Genomic DNA, 16,244 nt, shown 5'->3' with positions numbered 1-16,244 from the left:
CTCGATTACTCGACGCTCGGCTTGGCCTCGACAAGGGCATTGGCGATGCTGACGTGGGCGCCGTTATCCAGCTTCAGCTGGCCGGCAGACACCACCTGCTCACCGGCCTGCAGGCCTTTGAGAATCACCACCTGGCCTTCGCGGCGCTCGCCGGTCTCAACGAAGCGGCGTTCGACCACCAGTTCGGCCTGGCCTTTGTCGTCTTTGACTACCTGGCCGTCTTCCCCCTTCTTCTCGCCGATCACGTACACCGAGTTGCCGTAGAGGGTGTAGGTAATGGCCGTTTCCGGCACGACGATCAGGTTCTGCTCACCCGGTAGCAGCACTTCCAGGTTGGCGAACATCCCGGGCAGCAATTTATTGTCCGGGTTGATCAACATGGCGCGGACCTGCACGTTGCGCGTGGTGTCTTCGACCTTGGGGTTGATCGCGGCAATTTCGCCTTCGAACATCTCGCTCGGGTACGCCGCCACGCTGAAGCGCACACGCTCGCCCACGGCCAGCTTAGGCACTGCCTGTTCGGGCAGGAAGAAGTCGACGTAGAGCTTGCTCAGGTCCTGCAGGGTGGCGATGGTGGTGCCGGAGGACAGGTAATCACCGACATCCACCTGGCGGATGCCGATGGTGCCGGCAAAGGGCGCGAGGATGCGTTTCTTCGCCAGTTGCGCTTGCAGCTGGGCGACGCTGGCATTGGCCTTCTGCAGGCTGGCGGACAGGCGGTCGAACTCGCTTTTCGAGATGCTCTGGCGATTGACCAGGCTGCGACCGCGCTCGTATTCAACGCGGGCCAAGCCCAGTTCGGCCTGGGCAGTACCTAGGCTGGCCTGCTCGACATCGCTGTCCATCTGGATCAGGGGTTGTTGCAGGCTGACCTGCTCACCGGAACGGAACAGCACTTGCTGCACCGTGCCACCGACTTCCACAGTCAGGTCAACGCCCTGAAAAGCCTTGAGCGTGCCGATAGCGGGCAGGCGACCCTGCCATGGACGTTCTTCTGCCGTCGCGGCGTCGACGCTGATGGCCGGCTGCGGTGCGGAGAACATCTGCACTTGTTGGTAGATGGAGAAGCCTTTGTAGGCGGCGAGGGCGAGTACCACGACGAGTACTGCGCCGAGCATAAAGAGCATACGGCGGAGCAACATATTCCGGATCCTTGGCGAGGCGGATAGAGGCCTGGGAATAGGCAAGAGGGGCACATTAGACCTCGCGCAGGGGCCTGTCAAAGATTCGCATTTGCAAAACATTGTTGTGCAAATGTTGCCTCAAGGTTCAAGGCGCTATTAAGCAAAATGCCAGCATCGGCTGGCATTTTGCTGTGCGCTGGCCGGGTGTCAGGCACTCAAGCGTTGGGTGACTTCATTCAGCTGCCCAGAGAGGACGTGCAGGTTTTGCCCGGCGCTTTCGGTGCGTTGCACGTTTTCCTGGTTGGCAGTGGCAATTGCGGTGATCTCGGTCAGGTTGCGCGAAATGTCTTCGGCTACCGAGGTCTGTTCTTCGGCGGCAGTGGCGATTTGCCGATTCATGTCGCGAATGGCTTCCACCGCACTGGTGATCAACTGCAGCGTGGCGCCGGCCTGGGTCACCTGGGTTACACCTTCCTCGCTGCGGCTCTGACCACTTTCAATGGCGCGCACGGCATTCACCGCCCCAGTCTGCACAGTGTCGATGATCTGGTGGATTTCTGCCGTCGACTCGGCGGTGCGCTGGGCCAGGGTGCGTACTTCATCCGCCACCACGGCAAAGCCGCGGCCCTGTTCGCCGGCACGCGCCGCTTCGATGGCGGCGTTAAGCGCGAGCAGGTTGGTTTGCTCGGCTATGCCGCGAATCACTTCCAGCACTTTGCCGATGCGCCCGCTGTCGGCTTCCAGGCGACGAATCACCTCCGAAGTGTTGCTGATCTCACCGCGAATGTCGGTGATGGTCTTGATGGTGGCCTGCATCACTGTTTCGCCCTGGCGCGCGGCGCTGTCAGCGGCATCGGCGGCGCCGGCGGCTTCGGCGGCATGGCGCGCGACTTCCTGGGCCGTGGCAGACATTTCATGCATGGCGGTGGCGACCTGGTCGGTGCGCGAAAACTGTTCACGCGTGCCCTGGGCCATCAGCGTGGCGATGGAGTTGAGTTCGCCGCTGGCAATGTCTAGATCAGCCGTGCTGCGCTTGAGGCGGGTGAAGGTGTCCGAGAGGAAGTCACGCAGAATGTTCGCAGCAATGGCCAGCTTGCCCAGCTCATCCTGACGGGTCGCGTCGACATGCTGGCCGAAGTTACCTTGGCTGAGTTGGGCAATGTGCTCGATCAGCTCGCGGATCGGGTTGATCAGGTTACGGTTGACCAGCCACAGGCTGAACAGCGCGATCACCACGGTGGCCCCCAGCATCAGCAGGGTGCCAAAGGTGATGGTGCGGTCGGCCGAGGCATTGATCAGGCCGGCTTGCTCCAGGCTCTGCTTATGCAGCTCGCTGGACAGGGCTTCCATCTGTTGGGCGGTATTGCGGTCAATGCCTGACACTGCCTTGTCACCCACCGCAGCGTCGCCGCCGGCTGCGACAAAGGCATCACGTCCCTTGCGGTAGTTGGCGCCGAGCGTCTGGTGCTCGCTGCGCAGAGCGTCAACCTTGCTCTTCAGCGCGCGATCGTTGTTGGCCAATTCACTCAATTGGCCCAGTAAGTCCTGAACCTTGCGCTCCTGCGCTTCAAACTGGCCCCAGTATTTGTCCAGTTGCGCCTTGTCGCTGCCGCGAAGCAGAACGTTTTTCCATTCCTGTACCTGGGTCTTGAAGTTCAGGTTGGTCGAGTCGATCAGGGACGACGCTTCAAGTGGGCCCTCAAGTAGACCGCGGTAGGCCTGCATGCCATTGGACAGAAAGCTGAAGCAGGCCAGTGCCGTGACCAGAATCAGCGCCAGACTGCCGCCAAGTAAGGCGAGAATCTGCGCGCGCAAGGATTTTTGCAGAAACATGGGTGATACCCCTGAGTGTGGAAGGCGGGATGCCAGTGACGCTGAGCGCGCCCAAACTGCGAAGATCCCTATCGACTGGTACCAGCTGGGCCGGATTGCCGGAAGCAGCAGCTAGTCAGGAGTATAGATCGGCTCTGCGGCAGCGTTCTTTAGCGTGCCGCAGGCGTATTACAGGTTTAGCTGACGGTGTTAAACCAGGCGCAAGTGGTTGTCCCACAGGCCAGCCGGCAGGTGCAGTGGGGTGCTGCTGATTTGGGGATTGCGGCAGTCGTACAGGCGGCAGCGCCCGACGCCGCTGCTGACCACAAAGCCATTCGCCACGGCCCCAACACCGGCGCAATCAGCCAGCGGCGCGTCCAGGCGCAGCTCGGCGCTGTCAAGGTCCCAGATAAATACCCGGTTGCCGCGTGGGGCGGTCAATGCCAGCAGGCGTAGCTCGCTGTGAATCGCCACGCTGGCGGTGTACTGGCTCATCAGCTGGCGTTGTGCGTCGGCCACGGGGAAATGCTGGAAGGGCTGACCAGGGCGTTTGATCGCCAACAGCGGCACCGCATCGCTGAGTTCGCCCATGTATTGCTGGCCGGTGACCAGTGTGCCGTCGTTGGCCACGGCCATGTGACGCACGCTGTTCATCCGTTCCGGCAATTGCTCCTTGCTGACCAGGCTGCCGTCGCGGCGCAGCAGCACCAGGCTGGACTCCATGGCGTTGAGGTTCATTTCCACCCGGCTGTCAGCCTCGGTGCGGATACCGCCGTTGGCCACCGCCAGGGTTTCACCGTCGGGCAGCCAGAGCAGCTGGTGCGGGCCGATGCCGTGAGTCGACAGTTCGCTTACACGTTGCAATTGCTCGCCTTGCAGGCGGTAAACGCCCAGTACACCGCGACCGGGATCGGAGGTGTCGTTCTCGGTGGCGTACAGCCATTCGCCATCCTTATGGAACACCGCGTGACCATAGAAATGGCGCTGTTCGGGTGAGTGAACGGTTTGCAGCAGACGACCGTCACGGGTGTCGATCAGGTAGCTTTGCGTGCTTGGACGGCGACCGACAAACAGCGCCATCGGCAGAAAAGGGTGGCCAATGACATCGTGGCAGCGCTCGTTCACCTGAGTGGCGAATACCTGGCTGCCATCCAGTCGGTAGCCGACCGCGAAGTGCTTACCGGCGCTGTCGTTACGTGCCGACAGCAATAGCGGCTGCGCGCCGCTGTGCATCAGCGTCCAGCCACCGTAAGTGCCGGCGGCCGCTGCTGTAGCGGCAACAGCAGCGATGCTCAGCCCTAGAAAGGCACGGCGATTGATCTGCATGACTCAGTCACCGTCGTGAGCGTTAAAGCCCAGCTGGATGCCCAGGGTCTTGGCCAGCTCGGATTCATGCAGACGATGCAGCACATTCAGGCTGTCATACAGGGCGTTGACCTCGGCGCGGCCGGCTTCGTCGCTAAGCAGCTCACCGAGCGGACGCTGGGCGGCAGCCAGGCGCTGGCGGGTGTCGCTGTAGGCGGCGTTGATGCGTTGTTTCAGTGCGTCGTGATCACTGCCGAGCAGCGCCTGGATGCCATCCTGTTCGGCGCCCAGCCAGATGCGTTCGGCGCTGGCCAGGCTGGCAGCGAGGTTGGTCAAACTGGCGTTACTGCGCCAGGCTTCAGCCTGATAGGGCTGCGGTTGGCCTTTGCTCTGGCGGCCGAGTGGCGTGCCGAGTTTCTTCTTAAGTCCGTCGATGGCGCTGACCTGGGTGCGCAGCAGTTCGGCCACCGCTTCCGGGGCTTCGGCGTAGCGCGCGTTGGGGAAGTCCTTGAGCAGCGCGGCCATTCCGTCCTTGGCTTGCCACTGGCTTAGCACATCGGCGGCGAGGACTTGCTGGTGCTGACCGATGGCAACGATCAGCGGGCAGTAGCGGGCTTTCTGCTCGGCGACGTTCAGATCAATGGCCGGGTCGAACAGCAGGTATTCATAGGCGGTAAGGCCTTGCACCACGACGCTGGATTTATCCAGATCGGCCGGAGTCAGCTCGGGTTTGCTGTTGACCAACGTCTCAACCTGACGCGCTACCAAGTTCTTCTTGTCCGGCCAGAACTGCACCTGCCAGGCACGGTTGCCTTCCGCCAGTGGGCCGAAGGCCACCGGTTGCACGGCTGCCCAGGCGCTTTGCGCGCTGGCAAAGGCCTGGCGGGCCTCGGCGAGATTCTGTTGGCCAGCGCAGAAGGCTTGGCCGCTGGCGGCCAACTGGCGGTCAGCTTCGCTCCAGGCGCTGTAGATCGGTAGCAATACGCCATCGGTGAGTGCGCGGCTGACCTGCTGCTGCGGATCGCTTGGGCTGCAGGCGGTAAGCGTGAGGCTGAGCAGGGCGAGCGTGAGGGGTGAGCGGATCATCTGCGGCTCCTTACAACGAATTCAGAAAAGCCAACAGCGCGGCGCGCTCGTCGGCATTAAAAGTCATGACCTGCTGCTTGGCTGCCTTGGCCTCGCCACCGTGCCAGAGAATGGCCTCCAGCAGGTTGCGGGCGCGGCCATCATGCAGGAACTGGGTGTGGCCGTTGACTGTTTCAGTCAGGCCGATGCCCCAGAGTGGCGGGGTGCGCCATTCGCGGCCGCTGGCGAGAAACTCCGGGCGGTTGTCTGCCAAGCCTTCGCCCATGTCATGCAGCAGCAAGTCGCTGTAGGGGCGAATCAGCTGATTCGCCAGTTCGGGCTCGGCAGCATCGGCAGCGGTGGTGAATTGCGGGGTGTGACAGCCCTGGCAGCCGGCCTGGAAGAACAGGTTTTTGCCGGCCAGCACCTGCGGCGTATCGGCGCCGCGGCGTGCCGGCACGCCGAGGTTACGGGTGTAGAACAGCACGCTGGCGAGGATATTGTCGCTGACCTCTGGCTCGCCGCCGTGAGGCGCTTTGATGCAGTCCGCCTGCGCTGCTGTGCAGTTGTCATGGGCGATCAGCGTGCTGGTCAGGCCCATGTCATTGGCAAAGGCTTCGGCATTCTGCTGATTGAGCGTGGGCTGGCCGGCCTTCCAGCCAAAACGACCGAGTACCGTGCGTTGTTGCTCACGCTCCCAGACCTGGTTGGCGCGACCGGAGATGCCATCGCCATTGCTGTCTTCGGGGTCGGCATTGGCCAGAATGGCTGCTTCGGGAATGGCCTCCAGCAGACCCAGACCAATCATCGGCGGTGCGATGCGTGCGGAAAATAGCGTGTCGGGATGCAGGGCGCCGTAACCGAGCTGGCTGATTTCCAGGTTGGGCTTGCGCAGCTCGACCTGCTCGCCATCGGCAAAGCTGACCTGCTGTGTGCTGTAGCTGACGCGTACCTTGCCTTCTGGCGCGACGCCTGGATTAGCCATGTCCTGCAGTTGGCCGCCGTAGGAGGGTTCGGCGAGCACGCCGAGGCGCTGGATAATCTCGGCATGTTCGCTGCCGGCAGGAATCGACAGGCGTACCAGCATTGACACTGAGCTGATCGCATCAGGCGCTGGCGGATGGCCGCGACCGTCCTTGATATGGCAGTTCTGGCAGGCGTTGGTATTGAACAGCGGGCCGAGACCATCGCGCGCGGTGGTAGTGGCCGGTGCGGTGACCCAGGGATTGCGGAAGAAACTGTTGCCGACGCTGAAATCCAGGCGGCGTGACGGTGACAGGTTGGCGGATGGCAGGGAGAAGGCGTTCTGATCTGCCTTGCGCACGGTAGTGCTGCCCGCAGACAGGGCTTCGCCAGGCTCGGCATGGGTGAACTGTGGGGTTTTATCGCAGGCGACCAAGCTCAGGCCCAAGGCCAACAGCAGCGCAACGCGATGCGGCGCAAACATGAAAGGACATCCGCAGCAGAAAAACAGGCGGCTGATCTTAACAGTCTGATCAGTTTTAAATAAGACGGATTTGCATTATCGCTGGCGGTCAAAGGTCGCAGGCATTAAAAAGCCGCGGCTCCGGTTTAGGAGTCGCGGCTTTTTATGCACTACAAATTTTCGGACTTCGCGAGCTAGAACGAGACAAGGCTGTTTTCAACGCAGTATCGCCAGCGCGCAGCAAGTCCTACGCGCTTAGAAGCTGTGGTCAGCGGTATCCGGATTGAGATCACTGATACCCAGCTTGCCAGCGGCCTGCTCGATTGCGCCGGTCTGTTTGACCAGCGCGGCGATTGCATCACGAACGATCTGCTGGCCTTCGGCGTTGTCGGCAGCGATCAGCTGATCGAAGTGCTTGCCGTTGCCCGCGCTGTCGACCAGAGCCTGCAGCTTGCCTTCGGTGGCTTCGAGGTCGGCTTTCAGAGTGCTGTCGGCGGCGGCGTCAACCTTGGCTACCAGCGACGACAGGCTTGGGCCGGTCAGGGTGGTGCCATCGACCTTCTTGTATTCGCCCAGGTAAACGTTGCGAATACCTTTGCCGTTGTAGAAGTGCGAGTTGTGGGTGTTGTCGCTGAAGCAGTCGTGCTCGTCTTCGGTGGAGTTGGCTTCCAGTGCGACCTTCATGCGCTCGCCTGCCAGTTCGCCGAGGGACAGGCTGCCCATGCCGAACAGCATCTTGCGCAGGCCGTTTTCAGCCGTGTCGGCTTCCAGCGTGGCGCGGTAGTTGTCGGTTTTGCCGGCTTGCCACTGCACGACCATGGCGTCGAGGTCGCTGACCAGCAGGTCTGCGGCGGCTTTGATAAAGGCGCGGCGACGCTCGTTGTTGCCGCCAGTGGCGCCTTCGCCCACGACGAAATCGCTGGCTGGACGCTCGCCGGCACCTGGGCCGCTGCCGTTCAGGTCTTGGCCCCAGAGCAGGAATTCGATGGCGTGGTAGCCGGTGGCGACGTTGGCCTCGGAGCCGCCCAGCTCATTCAGGCTGGCCAACAGTTCCGGGGTGATGGTGGTGACATCGAGCTTGTCTTCACCGACCTGCAGTTCGGTGTTGGCGATGATGTTGGCGCTGGCGCCTGGGTTGCCCAGGGCGTGTTGGTAGTCCTTGGCGACGTAGTCGATCAGGCCTTCGTCCAGCGGCCAGGCGTTCAGCTGGCCTTCCCAATCGTCGACCACGGCGTTGCCGAAGCGGAACACTTCAGTCTGCATGTAAGGCACACGGGCAGCCAGCCAGGCTTCGCGGGCAGCTTTCAGGGTGTCGTCACTCGGGTTGGCGAGCAGGGCATCGATGGCGCCTTGCAGGGTTTTGCCGGTGCTGGCGGCATCGCTGAATACGGCCAGGGCAAGGTCGGCGTAGTGGCTGACCACCGCTTTGCTGGCGGCTTCATCGACTTGGCTGGTGGCGGCTGCCGGGGCGCTGGCGCTGCTGGCAGCAGGTGCGGCAGCTTGGGTGGCTGGCGCTTTGTCTTCACCGCAACCGGCGAGTGAGATGGCGATGGCGAGCAGGCTGGCAGAGGCCAGGGGCATACGGAGCATGGCGGAATCCTTTGCTGGTGAGAGTAAGCACCCACGCAAGCGGGTACAAAAACCGAAACATAATGCGAAAGATTTTCATTTTGCGCAAAGGGTCAATGCAGCTTTTTCACTGCGAGCTGTGGGCAAAGTCTGCGATCGGGCAATTCGATAGGGCTAAAATGCCAGCACAGCTGCCTTCAAGAACCACTCAGGAGTCCCGCATGAGCCTTACCAGTGTTGTCGTCATTGTGCTGTTGGTCCTGCTCGCGGCGTATGCCGTGATGCTCTACAACGCGCTGGTGCGTTTGAAGCATGGCGTCAGCAAGGCTTGGTCGAATATTGATGTGATGCTCAAGCAGCGCCACGAGGAATTGCCCAAGCTGGTTGAAACCTGCAAGCAGTACATGCAGCACGAACGCGGTACGTTGGAGGCGGTGATTGCCGCGCGCCAGGCGGTTTCCAGCGCCCAGGCCAAAGGCGATATGAATGCCCTGGGCAAGGCCGAGACGGGCCTGCGCGCTGGTCTCGGTCAGCTGTTCGCCTTGGCGGAGAACTACCCGGAGCTGAAAGCCAATGAGAGCTTCCAGCATCTGCAGCAGCGCATCAGCGGCCTGGAAAACGGTATTGCCGACCGCCGCGAGCTGTACAACGAGGCGGTTAACCTGAACAACGTGAGCATCGAGCAGTTCCCTAACGTGTTGATTGCCCGCATGTTTGCCTTCAAGGAAGCCGTGCTGCTCGAATTCAACGAGTCGGAAAAAGCAGATGTCGACCTTAAATCGTTGTTTGGCTAGGTCATGGATATTCAAGGACAGATTTTCGGGCTGACCTGTAGTGTGGCGGCCTGTGCAGGCGGTGCCTGGTGGTTTGTGCGGCGCTTCTCTCAGGCCCGGCATCTGCTCGATACGCCCACCTCAAAGATTCGCTCGGCGGCGCAGGGCTATGCCGAGTTCTACGGTGTGTTGCACCCGCAGGGCGAGGAACAGCAGCGTGGGCCGCTGACCAATACGCCGTGCCTGTGGTGGCGTTACAAGATAGAGGAAGAGCAGCGCTCTAGCGACGACAAGGGCAGTAGCTGGCGCACAGTAGAGAGCGGTAGCAGCGAGGCGTTGCTGCAACTCGATGACAGCACTGGCAGCTGCTTGATCGACCCGCGCGGGGCGCAAGTGCGACCGCTGACGCGCGAGGTGTGGAGGGGGAGTGAGCGTCATCCGCTGGGCCAGGCGAAAACCGGTTGGAGTGGGTTTTTCAGCGGAAGTGGGCAATATCGCTACACCGAAGAACGCCTGCATGCGGGGCAGCCGCTGTATGCCATCGGGGATTTTCGCAGCAGCGGTGGTGGTCGTCAGGGGCTGGATCTGGCCTCGGCCAAGGGTGCCGTGATTCGCGAGTGGAAAAGTGACTTCAGCGGCTTGCTGCAACGCTTTGACAGCGACCGCAATGGTCAGCTGGATGAGCAGGAGTGGAATCGTGTGCAGTTGGCCGCGACTCTTGAGGCTGAGGATCGCCATCGTCAGCAGAGCACGCAACCGGCGCAGCACCACCTGGCCAAGCCGAGTGAGGCGCGGCCATTTATCTTGTCCTGCGCGGGCGAGGATGAGCTGGTGCGGAGTTTCTACTGGCAGGCGGCCGGTGCTGTTGTGCTATGCGTGTTGGGCGCAGTGGCGACCGCCTGGCTGCTGGGGGTCAACCGCTTCTAGTACCGAGCACGCAAGAAAAAGCCCGCCAATTGGCGGGCTTTTTTGTCGCTGGTTTAGAGCGTGGCCGGGTTGGCGGCACTGTTGAGTCGCCGGGCCTGTTTCAAGTAGGTCGTCAGTTCGCGTGCAGGCAGTGGCTTGCTGTACAGATAGCCCTGACCCTCGTTGCAGCCTTGGGCGATGATATAGGCCTCCTGCTCGACGGTTTCCACGCCCTCGGCGATAACCTGCATGCCCAGGCTCTTACCCAGCTGGATGATGGCGCGCACGATGGTCGCGTCGTCTTCGTCTTCCAGCAGGTCTTGCACGAAGCTCTTATCGATCTTGATCTTGTCCAGCGGCAGGCTCTTCAGGTAACTCAGTGAGGAGTAACCAGTACCAAAGTCATCGATGGCGATCAGTGCCCCGGAGCGACGCAGGCTGAGCAGGTGCTGTGCGGCGGTGTTGATGTCTTCCATCAGGCCGGTTTCGGTGACTTCCAGCTCCAAACTGCGCAGAGGCAGGCGGTAGACCTGCATCAGGTTGTTGACCACCCGTGGCAGCTCGGCGTGGTGCAGCTGCACAGTGGACAGGTTGACCGCCATGCGCAGCTCGGTAAAACCTTGGTCGTGCCATTCGCGCAGCTGGCGGCAGGTCTGGTCGAGAATCCATTCGCCAATCGGGATGATGGTGCCGTTCTGTTCGGCCAGTGGGATAAACAGATCCGGCGGTACAAAGCCGTGTTGCGGATGCTGCCAACGCAGCAGCGCCTCGACACCGACCACGCTGTGGTCGCGGTAGTCGACCTGCGGTTGGTAAACCAGGTGCAGTTGGTTAAGCGCCAGGGCGTCACGCAGGTCTTTTTCCAGCTCGCGACGGCGGCGCATTTCGCTGTCGACGCTGGCGATATAAAACTGGTAACGGTTGCGTGAGCGGCTCTTGGCCAGGGTCATGGTCTGTTCGGCTTTCTGCAGCAGCTTCTCGGTGCTGTCGCCGTCTTCCGGGAACAGGGTGATGCCGATGGTGGCGCGCAGACGCACCTGCTGCTGATCGAGCATAAAGGGGTTGTCGAGGTCGTCGAGGACGCTCTGCGCCAACTCAGCCGCCTCGTAAGGCTGCTCGATATCAGCCTGTACCAGCGCGAACTGATCGCCCCCCAAACGGGCCAGGGCGCCGAGGCGGCCACTGTGGCTACGCAGTCGGTCGGATAGGGCCAGCAGCAGTTGATCACCGGTCTGGTAACTGAACTGTTCGTTGATGCCTTTGAAGTCATCTAGGCCTACGCACAGCACGGCCACGCGGCGCTGCAGGCGGCCGGCGTCTCCCAGGATTTGGTCAAGCTGCTGTTGCAGCTGCTGGCGGTTGGGCAAACCAGTGAGGAAGTCATACTGGGCCATGCGCAGCAGGCTATTTTCTGCTTCACGGCGCAGGTTGGTGTTGCGTTCGATGGAAGACAGCAGCTGGTTGGCGGTGTTAATCCAAAGCCCCAGTTCATTCTTCTCGTTGCCCTTGAGCATCGGTAGCTTGTGCTCGCTGGGGCGGTCCGGGTTGATATTGGTCAGGTGCTCGATGATCTTCGACAGCGGTTTGGTCAGCAGCCAGTGATAGACCAAATACAGCACCAGGCCCATAGCTAGCGCACGCAGCACGCCTGAGATAAAGATGATGACGGAGTTGGTAACAAAGCTTTCGCCGTAGGGCGCGGTGTCGAGGGTGATGCTGAGGTCGCCGTAATACTCGCTGTAGGGGCCGCGGCCGACCAGTTGGGTAGTGAAGTTCTGTTCTTTGCCGAGAATCGGGTCGGTGAGCCAGCGTGTGGGGATGTCGACCTGCTCTCGGGCTTTCTCCGCCAGCATCGGCTCGTTGGGGTGACCGATAGCCGCCATTCGCACGGATTCGTGCTGGAACAGGCCCTCAATCACCTGCATGCCCATTTCCCGGTCCAGGCTGTAGACCGCCTGCGTGGAGGGGTCACGGAACATGCCGAGAATACGGTGCGCGTCATTGGCGACTGCCTGACGTGTTTTGTAAACGTCGAAAACAATCTGGGCAAGACTCAAGACCACGCCAACGATCAGCGCTGAGAGCAGCACCACGCGGAGTAACTTAAGTGACAAGCTGTTTTTGAGTTCCAGCTTCAAATGACGGTTCCTTGTTCGGGCCTTCGGCGTCACACGCTAGTGAGTATTGGCAAAGTCGCGCTTGCAGTCAAAGGGCCATTACTAAAGTTTGTCGAACAAATTATCTGCGCGGCGATGGCGCGGCTGCTGACCGCTGAATTGGCCTGCTGCACTGTGTCGGTGCGAGTTGCCCGAGGCTTGAGCGCCGTTTGGCGGTTTCTTGCTTGGCATGAGAGTTGCGAAGCCCCGTGTATTCACCTTCATGGGGGACGCTGCAATGAAAAATCGACTGATAGGGATAGCGGTATTTGCGGTTTCGCCACTGGCTCAAGCGGCCAGCGATGAGGCACTCAACACCGCCTGGCTGGTGTTGGCCAGCGTGTTGGTGTTTTTCATGCAGGCCGGCTTTGCCTTGCTGGAAAGCGGTATGTCGAGGGCCAAGAACGCCGTCAATGTGATGATGAAAAATTACATGGATGGGTGCGTGGGGGGGATCACCTTCTGGCTGTTCGGTTTTGGCTTGATGTTCGGCAGCAACATCACTGGCTGGTTCGGCATGAGTCATTTTGCACCGCACGATGGCGAGCCGTGGGATTTCACCTTTCTGCTGTTTCAGATGATGTTTGCGGCCACGGCGGCGACCATCGCCAGCGGCGCGATGGCTGAGCGTACGCGCTATTCGGCCTACCTGATTGGTGCGGTGGTGATCAGTGGGTTTATCTACCCGGTATTCGGCAGCTGGGTATGGAGCGGCATCTATGGCGGCCAGGGCTGGTTGGCGGCGCTGGGGTTTATCGATTTCGCCGGTTCGACCGTGGTACACAGCATCGGCGCCTGGTGTGCGTTGGCCGGTATTCTGGTGCTTGGGCCGCGTCTGGGGCGTTTTGCTGCGGACGGCACACCGCGCAGCATTCCTGGGCATAACCTCAGCCTGGTCGCGCTGGGCGGTTTTATCCTCTGGGTCGGCTGGTTTGGCTTTAACGCCGGCAGCAGTCTGGAGATGAATGTCAGCCTCGGCCTGATTGCCTTAAATACTCATCTGGCGGCATCAGCCGGGGCGTTGGGGGCCTTTCTGGCGCAGCGCAGCACCTCCAGCCCGGTGCTGCTGACCACTACGGTGAATGGCTCACTCGGCGGCCTGGTCGGCATCACCGCCGGTTGCGCAACCATGTCGCCGCTGTTTGCCCTGCTGACCGGACTGGTGGCCGGTGGTGTGGTGGTCTTCGGCATGCGTCTGCTGGAGCGCTGGCAGCTCGATGACGTGGTCGGTGCCGTACCGGTGCATGGCTTTGCCGGTGTGTGGGGCACTGTCGCGGCCGGACTATTTTTCAGCGGTGACCTGTTCAACTGGTCGCGGGTTGGTGTGCAGCTGCTCGGCGCGGGTGTTGCGTTTGTCTGGGCCTTCCCGCTGGCGCTGATGCTCTATCTATTGCTGGCGAAAACCCTCGGCCTGCGTACCTCGACCCAGCATGAGCAGCGTGGCTTGGATTATGCCGAGCATGCCGAAGTGGGCTATCCCGAGTTCAACCTGGCTGTGACCTTCGACAGTAACGACCTGCCGAGGAGGGTGTGACATGAGCCTGGCAACTCGCCGACGGGCGATCTACACAGGGCTGGCAGGCCACTTTGCTGAAGACGAACTGCTGGCTGTGCTGGCACTGTGGGAAAGTAAATACGCGGACAAACCGCCGTTTGCACTGAATGAGTTTCTGGGTGAGGTGGCGGCGACCTGCGAGCGCAAGTTGGAGCGTGCCAAGCTCTACCGCGAGCTGGTGGGGGCGCTCACGGGGCCGTTATCGGCGTTGTTGCCGGACCCAGAACCGCAGCTGCTCAGCTGGCGGCAGCGCATGGGCCTGAGCGCACCGCCGAGCAATACGGCAGACGTGCATGCACGGCATACCTTCGAGGCGTTAAGCCGGGTGCTGTTCAACGGACTGGACGCTGGCCTGCTGCCACGTCTGCAGCGTTTCGCCGCAGGCAATCTGAGCAACCTGCTGGGCAGTAATGAGCAGCGTTTGCGCGTGCGGGCCTGGCTTGAGCAGGGTGCAGAGCTGGACGTGGCCAACCTGGGGCTGGAGCAACTGCGGCAACTGCTCAACCTGCTGTATATCGGGCTGTGTGAATACCTGGGGCCAGTGGTGGCCGATCAGCGTCTGTCTATGGCTGTACAGCAAGTGGAGGCGCTGCACCTGGCATTTGCTCCGCGCAAACTGCTGTAAACCTTGGCCCCGATAGCAAAAAACCCGGCGCAAGGCCGGGTTTTTTGTGGGTAACGCAGGTTACGCGGCGTAGTTTTTCGCCACGAAGTCCCAGTTGACCAAGTTCCAGAACGCTTCAACATACTTCGGACGCATGTTGCGGTAGTCGATGTAGTAAGCGTGTTCCCACACGTCGCAGGTCAGCAGCGGGGTGTCGCCGCTGGTCAGCGGGCAGCCGGCGCCGATGGTGCTGGCCAGAGCCAGGGAACCGTCAGCCTTCTTCACCAGCCAGCCCCAGCCGGAACCGAAGGTGCCGATGGACACTTTGCTGAACTCTTCCTTGAACTTGTCGAAGGAACCGAACGCGGCGTTGATCGCGTCAGCCAGGGCACCCGTCGGTTGGCCACCGGCGTTAGGCGCCAGGCAGTTCCAGTAGAAGGTGTGGTTCCAGACCTGAGCGGCGTTGTTGAAGATGCCACCCGAAGAGGTCTTGACGATTTCTTCTAGGGTTTTGCCTTCAAACTCGGTGCCTGGGACCAGGTTGTTCAGGTTCACGACATAGGTGTTGTGGTGCTTGTCGTGGTGGAATTCCAAGGTTTCCTTGGAAATGTGCGGCTGCAGGGCGTCATGTGCGTAGGGCAGCGGCGGCAATTCGAAAGCCATTGTCTATCTCCTAATCAGGTCAGGTGCGGTGTGCGCGAGGCCGATCACGGGCGGCCATCTCAGCGGCGTGAGTTATCTCTTTGCGCCGCAAGCCCTTGATCATAGCACCGGCACTGCGCCTTAAACACGCGGCAACTGTGTGGAAAACCACCTCGGCATGTTGCATCAGGGCCGTTTTAGAGCATGCCGGGGTTGCTCAATAGCTGCCAGGCAATGCTGAACATCATCAAGGCCACGCCCAGGTCAATAAAGCGCCAGGTGCTTGGGCGCGCCAACCAGGGTGCAAGCCAGGCCGCGCCGAGGGCCAGACAGAAGAACCACATTAAAGAAGCGCTTGCCGCCCCTAGCGCATAGGCGCCAGGCACCGGTTGTTGTGCGCCGAGTGAGCCGATCAGTAGCACCGTGTCGAGGTACACATGCGGGTTGAGTAGGGTCACTGCCAGTGCCGCCAGTAGTACCGCCTTACGTGAGCGCGGGCCGCTTTCACTGGCCTGATTCAGTGCCTGTGGGCGGCTGGCACGAACCAGCGCCTGGGCGCCATACCAGAGCAGAAAGGCCGCGCCACCCCAGCGCGCCACACCCAACAGAATCGGGCTTTGCGCCAGCACGGCGGCCAGGCCGAAGACCCCAGCTGCCACCAACAAGGCATCGCAGACCACACAGAGCAGCGCCACCGGCAGGTGATGCTCGCGGCGCAGGCTTTGCGCGAGGACAAAGGCGTTTTGCGCGCCGAGGGCGATGATCAGTCCGGCGGCGATCAGTAATCCGTTGCTATAGCTTTGCCACATCTCGGTTACTCCGCCTGTGCACTGAGCTGTTGCAGAACAGCCAGTGCACGCGGCCCATCGGCGTGGGCGACGAACAGGTGGTCGTGGTAGAAGCCGGCAATCACGTTGCAGCTAATCCCTGCTTGCGCCAGTGCGCTGGCGACGGCAGCCGTCAAACCGACGGCTTCGAGTGCCGAATGCACATGCAGTGTCAGCCAGGCGGCCACGTAGCTGAAGGGCAAGCCCAGATGCTCGGCTTGCTGGCGCTGCACGATCACCGTGAGACCTTCTGCTTCTTGAAAGCTGCCCAGCGGTTGCAAGCCCTTCAGTTGCGAGGCATCGCTTAAACAGCAGAACACGTATGCGCCATCGTTTAGCTGCGGACTCATGCTGCGCAGTAGGGTGGTCAGTGAGGTTTCGCCGGCCATGCGGATTGCCTTGTTCAGGGTGGGATGCTGGCCAGTCTGCTGCGGCTGGGTATATAAGAGAAACAAATAATCATGATCACTCATTAGGAAA

At 61.2% G+C, this 16,244-nt stretch carries 14 protein-coding genes; 4 read left to right on the top strand and 10 right to left on the bottom strand.

All coding sequences use genetic code 11. The features are described 5' to 3' along the window. Nucleotides 1–5: 5 nt before the first annotated feature. From HCI85_RS04590 to HCI85_RS04565, 6 genes are all read right to left on the bottom strand, one after another. Nucleotides 6–1,142, bottom strand: coding sequence for an efflux RND transporter periplasmic adaptor subunit (locus tag HCI85_RS04590; RefSeq protein WP_167142468.1), 1,137 nt, complete (start codon nt 1,140–1,142; stop codon nt 6–8). Nucleotides 1,143–1,331: 189 nt separating this feature from the next. Then, entirely contained in the window at nt 1,332–2,957 is a 1,626-nt protein-coding gene (locus tag HCI85_RS04585) for a methyl-accepting chemotaxis protein (protein ID WP_167142465.1), read from the bottom strand. A gap of 189 nt (nt 2,958–3,146) precedes the next feature. Continuing rightward, complete coding sequence (locus HCI85_RS04580) at nt 3,147–4,256, bottom strand: DUF1513 domain-containing protein (protein ID WP_176600625.1); 1,110 nt, start codon at nt 4,254–4,256, stop codon at nt 3,147–3,149. A 9-nt stretch (nt 4,257–4,265) separates the two neighbouring features. Continuing rightward, nucleotides 4,266–5,327, bottom strand: a complete 1,062-nt coding sequence (locus tag HCI85_RS04575; RefSeq protein ID WP_167142459.1) for an imelysin family protein — start codon at nt 5,325–5,327, stop codon at nt 4,266–4,268. Between the two features lie 10 nt (nt 5,328–5,337). Next, nucleotides 5,338–6,753, bottom strand: coding sequence for a di-heme oxidoreductase family protein (locus HCI85_RS04570; protein ID WP_167142455.1), 1,416 nt, complete (start codon nt 6,751–6,753; stop codon nt 5,338–5,340). A 234-nt stretch (nt 6,754–6,987) separates the two neighbouring features. Then, nucleotides 6,988–8,322, bottom strand: a complete 1,335-nt coding sequence (locus tag HCI85_RS04565) for an imelysin family protein (protein WP_167142452.1) — start codon at nt 8,320–8,322, stop codon at nt 6,988–6,990. A gap of 200 nt (nt 8,323–8,522) precedes the next feature. Between HCI85_RS04565 and HCI85_RS04560 the strand changes: the two genes are divergently transcribed. Then, nucleotides 8,523–9,095, top strand: coding sequence for a LemA family protein (locus tag HCI85_RS04560; protein WP_167142449.1), 573 nt, complete (start codon nt 8,523–8,525; stop codon nt 9,093–9,095). 3 nt (nt 9,096–9,098) lie between these two features. Beyond that, on the top strand, nt 9,099–10,001 hold the full coding sequence (locus HCI85_RS04555; RefSeq protein ID WP_167142446.1) for a GIDE domain-containing protein: 903 nt from the start codon (nt 9,099–9,101) through the stop codon (nt 9,999–10,001). A 53-nt stretch (nt 10,002–10,054) separates the two neighbouring features. On the opposite strand, the gene HCI85_RS04550 is transcribed toward HCI85_RS04555, so the two are convergent. Then, entirely contained in the window at nt 10,055–12,118 is a 2,064-nt protein-coding gene (locus HCI85_RS04550; protein WP_090249034.1) for a putative bifunctional diguanylate cyclase/phosphodiesterase, read from the bottom strand. 256 nt (nt 12,119–12,374) lie between these two features. Between HCI85_RS04550 and HCI85_RS04545 the strand changes: the two genes are divergently transcribed. Further along, nucleotides 12,375–13,670: an ammonium transporter gene (locus HCI85_RS04545; RefSeq protein ID WP_167142443.1), complete on the top strand. Its 1,296-nt coding sequence runs from the start codon at nt 12,375–12,377 to the stop codon at nt 13,668–13,670. Between the two features lies 1 nt (nt 13,671). Further along, a complete protein-coding gene (locus HCI85_RS04540; RefSeq protein ID WP_167142440.1) occupies nt 13,672–14,316 on the top strand; it encodes a hypothetical protein in 645 nt (214 codons plus the stop codon). A gap of 60 nt (nt 14,317–14,376) precedes the next feature. Here HCI85_RS04540 and HCI85_RS04535 read toward each other — a convergent pair whose 3' ends face one another. The 3 genes from HCI85_RS04535 to HCI85_RS04525 all read right to left on the bottom strand — a co-directional run bounded on the left by HCI85_RS04535 (nt 14,377) and on the right by HCI85_RS04525 (nt 16,153). Then, on the bottom strand, nt 14,377–14,958 hold the full coding sequence (locus tag HCI85_RS04535; protein WP_167142437.1) for a superoxide dismutase: 582 nt from the start codon (nt 14,956–14,958) through the stop codon (nt 14,377–14,379). A 176-nt stretch (nt 14,959–15,134) separates the two neighbouring features. After that, nucleotides 15,135–15,746 (bottom strand): LysE/ArgO family amino acid transporter, encoded by a 612-nt coding sequence (locus HCI85_RS04530; RefSeq protein WP_167142434.1) that lies wholly within the window; start codon nt 15,744–15,746, stop codon nt 15,135–15,137. 5 nt (nt 15,747–15,751) lie between these two features. Then, on the bottom strand, nt 15,752–16,153 hold the full coding sequence (locus tag HCI85_RS04525; protein ID WP_167142431.1) for an ACT domain-containing protein: 402 nt from the start codon (nt 16,151–16,153) through the stop codon (nt 15,752–15,754). Between the last annotated feature and the right edge of the window lie 91 nt (nt 16,154–16,244).

This window comes from Pseudomonas sp. OTU750018 (genome assembly GCF_011636575.1).
Lineage (GTDB): Bacteria > Pseudomonadota > Gammaproteobacteria > Pseudomonadales > Pseudomonadaceae > Aquipseudomonas > Aquipseudomonas peli.
The sequence above is the reverse complement of the archived record's forward strand: the minus strand, read 5'-3'. Positions and strand labels throughout refer to the sequence as shown.

Excerpts from the sequence above, each read along its gene's own strand:
- HCI85_RS04530 (WP_167142434.1), bottom strand. The coding sequence starts at position 15,746 with ATGTGGCAAAGCTATAGCAACGGATTACTGATCGCCGCCGGACTGATC.
- HCI85_RS04590 (WP_167142468.1), bottom strand. The coding sequence starts at position 1,142 with ATGTTGCTCCGCCGTATGCTCTTTATGCTCGGCGCAGTACTCGTCGTG.
- HCI85_RS04555 (WP_167142446.1), top strand. The coding sequence starts at position 9,099 with ATGGATATTCAAGGACAGATTTTCGGGCTGACCTGTAGTGTGGCGGCC.
- HCI85_RS04575 (WP_167142459.1), bottom strand. The coding sequence starts at position 5,327 with ATGATCCGCTCACCCCTCACGCTCGCCCTGCTCAGCCTCACGCTTACC.
- HCI85_RS04560 (WP_167142449.1), top strand. The coding sequence starts at position 8,523 with ATGAGCCTTACCAGTGTTGTCGTCATTGTGCTGTTGGTCCTGCTCGCG.
- HCI85_RS04535 (WP_167142437.1), bottom strand. The coding sequence starts at position 14,958 with ATGGCTTTCGAATTGCCGCCGCTGCCCTACGCACATGACGCCCTGCAG.
- HCI85_RS04540 (WP_167142440.1), top strand. The coding sequence starts at position 13,672 with ATGAGCCTGGCAACTCGCCGACGGGCGATCTACACAGGGCTGGCAGGC.
- HCI85_RS04545 (WP_167142443.1), top strand. The coding sequence starts at position 12,375 with ATGAAAAATCGACTGATAGGGATAGCGGTATTTGCGGTTTCGCCACTG.
- HCI85_RS04525 (WP_167142431.1), bottom strand. The coding sequence starts at position 16,153 with ATGGCCGGCGAAACCTCACTGACCACCCTACTGCGCAGCATGAGTCCG.
- HCI85_RS04585 (WP_167142465.1), bottom strand. The coding sequence starts at position 2,957 with ATGTTTCTGCAAAAATCCTTGCGCGCGCAGATTCTCGCCTTACTTGGC.
- HCI85_RS04570 (WP_167142455.1), bottom strand. The coding sequence starts at position 6,753 with ATGTTTGCGCCGCATCGCGTTGCGCTGCTGTTGGCCTTGGGCCTGAGC.
- HCI85_RS04565 (WP_167142452.1), bottom strand. The coding sequence starts at position 8,322 with ATGCTCCGTATGCCCCTGGCCTCTGCCAGCCTGCTCGCCATCGCCATC.